This is a genomic window from Marinococcus halotolerans DSM 16375 (assembly GCF_000420725.1).
Lineage (GTDB): Bacteria > Bacillota > Bacilli > Bacillales > Marinococcaceae > Marinococcus > Marinococcus halotolerans.
In genome coordinates this window covers 22,906-31,027 of sequence record NZ_ATVM01000029.1, presented here as the reverse complement: position 1 = coordinate 31,027, position 8,122 = coordinate 22,906, and the positions used below count along the sequence as shown (strand labels likewise).

The following is an 8,122-nucleotide window of genomic DNA, read 5'->3' as shown; positions in this document are numbered from 1 at the left end:
AATCGCCAGCGACAGCTCCCCAAATTCGGTTTTCAGCGTGCGCTCGTACGTGCCGTTGCGGGAATTGCCGGAACCAATGCCGGCCGCATCGTACTTCTCGTAATCCAAAAAAGACGTTAATTCGGTTTGAAGCAGCTGATTGACGGCGTGTTCCAAATGAGATCGGAAGATCTCGTTGACATCCTGATGTTGGACTAGAGCGTGAGCAATATCTGTAGTAAAATTATTCATAGGGAAGTCCTCTTTTCTGTGAATGTGGTCGGCTAACTTCATTCTACTAGAAAAGGACTTCCTTTTTTCGTGTTCGCTCGTTTACACAAAATATTTTACGCTCTCGCATATGATGCATATTGACGAATTAAAAACTTTTTTGATCGTCGTAGAGGAGGGAAATTTTGCTAAAGCCTCAGAGGTGCTCTCCCTCTCCCAACCGACGGTAAGCGTGCATATTAAAAACCTTGAAAAGGAATTTTTGGCCCCGCTGTTTCAGCGGACGACAAAATCGTTGATGCTTACAAGGGAAGGCGAGGTGTTTTTGGCTCATGCCCGCCAGTTGATGGGCACTTACAATCATATGAAGGAAGACATATATATGATGCATGAGGAAGTGAGCGGCACTATTCATATCGGGGCCAGCTTTACGATTGGTGAATACGTACTCCCTAAAGTAATGGCCAGAATGCAAAAGGAGTATGAAGGGATTCAGTTTGAAGTGACAATTGCCAATACAGAAGAAATCATTCAGCTGGTAAGGACGCTGAAGGTCGATATTGGCCTGGTGGAAGGACACAGTGGGGCTGCCGATATTACGCTGACGCCATTTCAGACGGACCGCCTTGGAGTGGTAAAAAGTACCTCCGCCTCCTTTTCGCCTGCTGCCCGTGAGGAACTGCAGGATCAAAAATGGGTGGTGCGTGAAAAAGGGTCCGGGACCCGGGAATCGTTTGATTATGTGATGGATGCAAACGGGATCCGCCTGCGTTCACTTCTAGTGATCAGCAGTACGCAGGGAATTAAAGAAGCTGTTAAAAATGGCCTTGGGCTGTCTTTGTTATCAGAAGCAGCGATTGAAGAAGAACAAAAACACCACACGCTCGAGCTTTTATCCATCGCAGGCATTGATGCAAAAAGGTATTTTTCATACGTACTTCCAAAAAGAGCAGCACGGACAAAAAACATACAGTTTATGATCCGATGCCTCACAGAGAATTGTTAACGTCCGGCCGCTTCTTTGTCGATAGTTTTCTGCAAAAACTAATTTGTTGTATACTAATACCGCAATCACAGGGGAATCACTAATGATGGATTTATATTCGCTGCTGTATAAAGCACTCTGTGCAGCATCAGGAACAGAAGCTTACTATACTGAAATGAGGAATGGGTAAATGATTCAAATTGAACCATTTTTGCGCAATGACCAGTTTAATTTTATTAAAGAGCATGTATGGAAATTTGCTCATACGCACGCCACAGTAAAAGATGCCGACGTGATCCGGGCATTAAAGCATAGCGCCTTTGATCAAATTATCAATAGCTTTTATTCTATGAACGATGAACAGGAAAAACTGTTGGAAAAGATCCTGTATGTAGAGGACAGCACTCAGGCAGAGCAGATGGTCAGTGAGTTGAAAATGCATGTTGTTCCGTTCCCCACCGTTACTGTAGAGCGGATTAAAAAGCTTTTTCCAAAGGCAAAAAAGCTGACTATACCGCCATTGGAGGAATTGGACCTGAAAAATATATCGTATCTGGGCTGGAATGACATCCGGGCAGAACGAAAATATATTATTACTACGGACCAAAGGAGATTGACGGGTGTGTTTGGAACATTTCGGAACACTCCCGGAAAAGGAATCTGTACGATCTGCAACAAACAAGAGGAGACAGGGCTTTTTATGGCAGTAGTAACGGCTGGTAAAGAAACGTATACAAGCCGCGGCAACTATATCTGCCAGGACAGCGGGAGGTGCAATGAAAATATTACGGACCTCGGGCAGCTTGAAACGTTTATGTATCATTTGAAAAAGTGAATGCTCTAAAAGCCGGGGATAAAATATGTCCCCGGTTTTATATTATTATTGGAGTGTATGCAGATGGATGGTCCCGTCTTTTTTATAATCATCAATCTCCTGCCGGATGTGGTCTGCAAGGCCGATTTGTTTCATCGTATCAAACATGGAACACGCCTGACTCCAATCCTGAAGAGCAGATTCAACAAATCCCAGCACCAGAAGGTTTTGGCCTCTCTGATAAAGCAGTTCTCCTAAAACATAGCTGTTCTGCAGCTCAATACAGCGGTCGATCCCCTGGGAACACCAGTCGATGGATTGCTGGTAAGCCCCCTGATAGGTTAGCGCTTTGGTTAAGGTATAGGTCAGCTTCAATTCAATGTATTTATTCTCCGGGTGCATCAGGCTCTGATGATCCTGCAGAGCTTTCCGGGATATGTCCGCAGCTTTTTTGTAATCATGTTCAAGGTTGTGAATAATTGCCATGGCGTTTGTGATTTCACCTTTACGTTCTGTATAAATTCCTTTGTGGTACGCATCAAGGGCAGAAGAAGCCAGCTCGAGCGCCCGTTTTGGATCTTTGTCCAGTTCGTAGGCGCAAATAGCTTTATGCCAGAGCATGTACTGCTCATAATAGCCGATTTTAAAAATGGGATTGTCTTCCTCCTTGGAAAGAAGCTCCCGCATCAAAATATAATTATGCTCGAACCGGCACGCTTCAAGCATACTGAATACGGAGCGGACGTAGTCACTCCGGTCTGTTAACGCTTCTTCAAAGAAATAATACATACTGGCTCCGAGCCGTTCAGCAATATAAAACATGGTGCTTGAATACGGTACGATAGTCCCTTTCTCAATTTTACTGATCTGGGCCTGGGTGCAAACATCCTTAGCAAGCTCCTTTTGTGTGTAGCCCCGGTATTTCCGCAATTCCTGTATTTTATTTCCCACTCGTGAAAAATCCATCAATATAGTTCTCTCCCTATCTCTCAAATATTCCTATAGTTATTTTACGGGAAGAAATCCGGAGAAAAAAGAGGAAAGTCTTAGGAAAATGATCGATTTTGGAGCCGGAAGCGGAAAACACTCTTTTTATAGTTCGAATATACTAAAATGAACATATGATAAAGAGGTGAAGGCATGAAAAAAGCAGGTTTATGGTACGCTGCTTTCATTGTAGTAATGATGGCAACAGCTGCACCGGTGCAGCAGAGCACACTGGTGGCAGATGAAATTATAACAAGAGACATCCCGCACCAATATTAAAAAGCAAGCCGCGGACATCATTGATGTCTGCGGCTTATTTCTTTATACTGCCTGGCTTTCTCAACGTATTCGAGGCGGATACGCTCCATATCTTCTTTGTCCTCTTCGGTGAGGTCACGAACGACTTTGGCCGGACGTCCAAAAGCAAGCACTCCGGCAGGAATCGTTTTGCCGGGCGGGACGAGGCTGCCGGCACCGATGAACGCCCCTTCTCCGATCTCCGCGCCGTCAAGCACCGTAGACCCCATACCGATAAGCGCTTTTTTTCTTACAACAGCGGAATGAAGCATCACCTGATGACCGACAGTCACATCGTCTTCAATAATCAGAGGGTACTTCGGGCTTTGGTGCAGCAGGCACTGGTCCTGAACATTGACCCTGCTGCCGATCAGTGTGGGTGCTACGTCCCCGCGGATAACGGTGTGAAACCAGATGCTTGATTCTTCGCCGATGGTAACGTCGCCTGTGATAACCGTGAAATCTGCTAAAAAAACGGTAGAAGCGATGGATGGGTACTGGTTATTGTACGGATAAATCATAAAAAAACCACACTTTCCGAAATTTATTCTGCATTTCTAATGCAAGTGTAGCAAAAATAATAGTAAAATAAAGAAAGAGATATTTCCTGAGTGTGCTGGATCAAGGGAAAAAGGGGCGATAATAGTGGAAAAAAGGTTAGTGGACCGCCCGCGTGGAGTTGTTGTACTGGTTCATGGATCAGGAGAGCACTACCGTAGGTATGAATGGCTGATCCATGTATTGAAACGCCAGCATCTGCATGTGATTACCGGGGACTTGCCCGGACACGGAGAAACCAACGGGCGAAGAGGGCATATAGACAGCTTTCGGGAATATACAGACACCGTATATGAATGGTACAGAGAAGCAGCTTCCTTTAAGCTGCCTATTTTTATGCTTGGGCACAGCATGGGCGGGTTAATTGTCATACGGGCAGTATCCGAGCGGTATATGCCAGTGAAAGGTATTATCCTGTCTTCCCCTGCGCTCGGGCTGTACGAATACCCAAACAGAATCCGGGAATTATCCGGAAGGCTTGCGCACCGGCTCGTGCCCGGCAAAAATTTGAAAACCGGCATTCAGGCCCAGTATTTAACAAGAAACCCGGAAACAAGAGCCGAGTACCAGAAGGATGAACTGGTGAATGATACGGTTACGGTCCGCTGGTACCAGGAGATGATCCGGGCAATGCGGATCAGCCTGGCACAGCCGGAAAGCTTTCCGGATACGCCGCTTTTGGTTATGCAGGCCGGAGAAGATTATATCGTTGATAAAGAAGCAACTGTGCGTTGGTTTAACCGGCTGCACACGTCGGAACGAACGATTAAAATATGGAATAATCTTTATCATGAAATATTGAATGAACCCGAACAGGAACGGGTGGTAAGATACATCATCCACTTTATGAATCAGCATTCCTGAAATGAACCAGCCAATCAAGGAGGCCTTTTGAAATGTCAGCACCAACATCGATACCGACTATTATGTACTACGGGGTGAAAGACACCCTGCCGGCTGCCCGTAAATACTTAAGTGAGTGGAAGCAGAAAGCAGAGCAAATTCCAGATGACCTTTACCGTCAGGCCGCGCTTGAAGCAATTGATGAAAAGACCTTCCATTACGAAGGGGGATCGCTCTATGCATTGATTGCTCCCGGGCATATCCGGAGCGAGCTGCTGCGTTTTATTGTAGCCTATCAAAATATCAGCGATTATTTGGACAGCATCTGTGATATGAGCCAGGAGGAAGGAGTCACCTTTTACCGTGATATTCATGAAGCGATGAAGCACGCACTGGACCCGGCGGCCAGCCAGCAGGATTACCTTAAAAAGAAAAAAGGGGACGGGGATGGTGGCTTCTTAGCGGATTTGGTTGAAACGTGCCAGTCCGCCCTGCAGAGCTTTCCGGGCTTTTCTGGGGCGCAGCCGTTTATGGAAGAGCTGTCCATGTATTACAGGGAGATGCAGATATACAAGCATATTGATGTCAATGAGCGTGAAATAAAGCTGATTGAGCTATATGAGCACTTTAAAGACCGGGTTCCGCCGATGACCTGGTATGAATTTTGTGCTGCTTCCGGATCGACGCTCGGTATTTATGCCCTGGCCGGATACGCTGCCCGGTCGCCGCTTGCCGAGCTTCAGGCAAAGTCGATTAAAGAAGCTCATTTTCCTTATGTACAGGGGATGCATATTCTGCTTGATTACTTTATTGACCAGGAAGAGGATGTGGAGCAGGGCTCTCTGAACTTCACCGAAAAATATGCCTCTGCCGGCCATATGATGTCACGTCTGGAATTTTTCAAATCCGAGGCTGATAAAAAAGTAGCTAAGCTGCCGGAAGCCGGTTTTCATAAACAATTAAACAAAGGTCTTCTCTCCATTTATCTGTCCGACGAAAAAGTACAGGCGAATGAAACAATGAAGCAGCAGGCAAAACACCTGCTCCGTTTCGGCGGCATGACTTCGCTTATTTACTATTGGAATTCATGGATGTACCGCAAGAAAATATAAACAAAGAACCGCCTCTTCCATAAAAGAAAAGGCGGTTCTTCTTTACATACCAGCCGTATCAAGCGACGTCAATTCTCCGGTTTCCGGGGAAATCACAAGCCCATGCACTGGAGTTCCTGGTGGAAGAAGCGGATGGTTTCTCATGACCTGGACGGATTGATGTACATTATCCTCCACATCCGAAAAACCGCGCAGCCATTCATGCACGGAGACTCCTTCAGCATGCATCACTGCTTCTGCGTCGGATGAAACTCCGCGATCGTACGCTTTTTCAAGCACCTGGCCGGCCTGAAGACCGGTCATGCCACAGCCATAATGACCGACAATCAGGACTTCTTCGGCTTTTAATTCGTATAAAGCGACCAGAATGCTGCGGGTGATACTATCATACGGGTCCGTAATCATCGCCCCGGCGTTACGGATCAGCTTTGCATCTCCATTCTGGATACCCATAGCTTTAGGAAGCAGTTCAATGAGCCGGGTGTCCATGCACGTTAAAACGACTATGCGTTTATTTGGAAATTTATCGGTTTGAAAGGCTTCGTATTCCTTGTTTTGAACAAACTGCTGATTGTGCTCCAAAATAGATGCCACCACTTCTGACATGATTCATCATCCCTTCGTAGATAAATGTGAATAGGCTTGAACTAATTTAGACAAATGGGGGGTGTCGTTTCCTGTTTTTTCAAAGGTTAACACATAAGGAGGCGTCTTTTCCTGAAACTCCAGACTGTAACGAAGCACCCGCACTTCCTGTTCCGGAAGTTCAGCAGCAAGGTTTTCAACAGCTGCACGTTCTGCATTGCTGCCCGGGTGGCCGTGGTAAATAACTACGATGACCGGTACGTCCGGCGGGAACGTATGGAGATAGGAAAGAACCGCTGCAATAGTGGAAGAGGGAGACGTCACAATTTTTTTATCGCTTCCCGGCAGATAGCCAAGGTTAAAAACGGCCGCCCGGACGTTGGTTCTTTCCGCTTCAGTGAGTACAGAGGCTGCATACTCATGACTGCAGTGGTGGAGCGTGACGTATGGCTCCAGGCTTTTCTTTTGTAATCGATCGTATGTAGCCTGGATGGCTTCGCTTTGAACATCAAAGGCATGCACATGCCCGGAAGGCGACACCGTATCTGCCAGAAAGGCAGTATCCCCGCCGTTTCCACAGGTGGCATCAATAACGGTGTCTCCGGGACGGACATTTTGTGCAATCATCCAATGAGCGAAAGCCACGGCTTTTGGCAGTGTCATAAAGCTGCCGGGGCAGGCTGATAATATTTTCCCTGCCAGCTGTGTCTGCGAACCTGTTCTTTATGAATTTCATTTAGTACTTCGAACTTGTTCACGCTCCACATCGGACCGATCAAGAGCTCAGTCGGCCCGTCTCCGGTAATGCGGTGGATGAGCATGTCGGGCGGCAGGATTTCGAGCTGGTCCACCACAAGACTGACGTATTCATCGCGGCCGAGAAATTCCACCATCCCTTTTTCATACTGCTTTACCATTGGTGTTTTCTTTAACAGGTGAAGCAGATGAATTTTAATACCCTGGACGTCAAGGTCGGCTACGGCCTGGGCCGTTTCCATCATCATTTGATGGTCCTCCTGGGGAAGGCCGTTAATGATATGGGAGCACACGCGGATGTTATGCTTGCGGAGCTTATCCACGCCTTCTTTATAGCACTCGAAATCGTGCGCCCGGTTGATCGTTTCAGCAGTCGTTTCATGCACCGTCTGCAGTCCGAGCTCCACCCACAGGTAGGTGCGCTCATTGAGCTCAGCCAAATATTCGACTACATCGTCCGGGAGGCAGTCCGGGCGCGTCGCAATGGAAAGGCCGACAACGTTATCCTGGGCGAGTACTGCTTCGTACATTTCCCGCAGTTCTTCAACGGGGGCGTAAGTATTGCTGAATGCCTGAAAATAACCAATGTATTTTCCGTTTTTCCATTTCTTGTGCATGCGGTCTTTAATCTCATGAAACTGGGTGACCACATCGTCGGCCCGGTTCCCGGCAAAATCTCCGGAACCTGCCGCAGAGCAGAACGTGCAGCCGCCGTGGGCGACGTTTCCGTCACGGTTCGGGCAATCAAATCCACCGTCCAATGGAACTTTAAAGATTTTATGACCGAATGATTCCTTTAGATGATGATTCCATGTATGGTACCGCTTCTCTCCCCAGACAAGCGGCTGTTCGTTAGATAATTCCGAGCTCATGAAGAGCCTCTCCTTCCATCGTACATAAAATATTCCTTCTCATTTTAGCATGTTTTGTCTGCATTCCCAAAGCGCAAAGGAAAAGAACCACGGAGAAAGGCTT

General features: G+C 46.9%; 11 protein-coding genes. 5 read left to right on the top strand and 6 right to left on the bottom strand.

The annotated features are described in order from the left end of the window. Nucleotides 1–231, bottom strand: a 231-nt coding sequence (locus G548_RS0115325) for a transposase (RefSeq protein ID WP_022794932.1), incomplete at its 3' end; no start/stop codon positions are given. A 109-nt stretch (nt 232–340) separates the two neighbouring features. Between G548_RS0115325 and G548_RS0115320 the strand changes: the two genes are divergently transcribed. Both G548_RS0115320 and G548_RS0115310 read left to right on the top strand, forming a co-directional pair. Continuing rightward, nucleotides 341–1,216 carry a LysR family transcriptional regulator gene (locus tag G548_RS0115320; protein WP_245558609.1) on the top strand — a complete coding sequence of 292 codons (876 nt, stop codon included), beginning with the start codon at nt 341–343 and terminating at the stop codon, nt 1,214–1,216. 169 nt (nt 1,217–1,385) lie between these two features. After that, nucleotides 1,386–2,030 carry a FusB/FusC family EF-G-binding protein gene (locus tag G548_RS0115310; RefSeq protein WP_022795029.1) on the top strand — a complete coding sequence of 215 codons (645 nt, stop codon included), beginning with the start codon at nt 1,386–1,388 and terminating at the stop codon, nt 2,028–2,030. Between the two features lie 45 nt (nt 2,031–2,075). On the opposite strand, the gene G548_RS18440 is transcribed toward G548_RS0115310, so the two are convergent. After that, a complete protein-coding gene (locus G548_RS18440) occupies nt 2,076–2,975 on the bottom strand; it encodes a helix-turn-helix domain-containing protein (protein WP_022795028.1) in 900 nt (299 codons plus the stop codon). A 174-nt stretch (nt 2,976–3,149) separates the two neighbouring features. On the opposite strand from G548_RS18440, the gene G548_RS19660 reads away from it, so the two are divergent. Beyond that, nucleotides 3,150–3,275: a hypothetical protein gene (locus G548_RS19660; protein ID WP_022795027.1), complete on the top strand. Its 126-nt coding sequence runs from the start codon at nt 3,150–3,152 to the stop codon at nt 3,273–3,275. A gap of 17 nt (nt 3,276–3,292) precedes the next feature. Here G548_RS19660 and G548_RS0115295 read toward each other — a convergent pair whose 3' ends face one another. Then, nucleotides 3,293–3,814, bottom strand: coding sequence for a gamma carbonic anhydrase (locus G548_RS0115295; RefSeq protein WP_022795026.1), 522 nt, complete (start codon nt 3,812–3,814; stop codon nt 3,293–3,295). 124 nt (nt 3,815–3,938) lie between these two features. On the opposite strand from G548_RS0115295, the gene G548_RS0115290 reads away from it, so the two are divergent. Both G548_RS0115290 and G548_RS0115285 read left to right on the top strand, forming a co-directional pair. Next, nucleotides 3,939–4,715: an alpha/beta hydrolase gene (locus G548_RS0115290; protein WP_022795025.1), complete on the top strand. Its 777-nt coding sequence runs from the start codon at nt 3,939–3,941 to the stop codon at nt 4,713–4,715. A gap of 32 nt (nt 4,716–4,747) precedes the next feature. Further along, the gene (locus G548_RS0115285) at nt 4,748–5,806 is read left to right on the top strand and encodes a tetraprenyl-beta-curcumene synthase family protein (RefSeq protein WP_022795024.1); all 1,059 of its coding nucleotides are present in this window, start codon (nt 4,748–4,750) and stop codon (nt 5,804–5,806) included. A gap of 42 nt (nt 5,807–5,848) precedes the next feature. Here G548_RS0115285 and G548_RS0115280 read toward each other — a convergent pair whose 3' ends face one another. The 3 genes from G548_RS0115280 to mnmL are packed head-to-tail and all read right to left on the bottom strand — an operon-like array spanning nt 5,849 to nt 8,019. Then, complete coding sequence (locus G548_RS0115280; RefSeq protein ID WP_022795023.1) at nt 5,849–6,412, bottom strand: beta-class carbonic anhydrase; 564 nt, start codon at nt 6,410–6,412, stop codon at nt 5,849–5,851. Between the two features lie 6 nt (nt 6,413–6,418). Beyond that, nucleotides 6,419–7,054 (bottom strand): tRNA 5-(aminomethyl)-2-thiouridylate-methyltransferase MnmM, encoded by a 636-nt coding sequence (gene mnmM, locus G548_RS0115275; protein WP_022795022.1) that lies wholly within the window; start codon nt 7,052–7,054, stop codon nt 6,419–6,421. Beyond that, a complete protein-coding gene (gene mnmL, locus G548_RS0115270; RefSeq protein WP_022795021.1) occupies nt 7,051–8,019 on the bottom strand; it encodes a tRNA modification radical SAM protein MnmL/YtqA in 969 nt (322 codons plus the stop codon). Before mnmL ends, mnmM begins: the two co-directional genes overlap by 4 nt. Between the last annotated feature and the right edge of the window lie 103 nt (nt 8,020–8,122).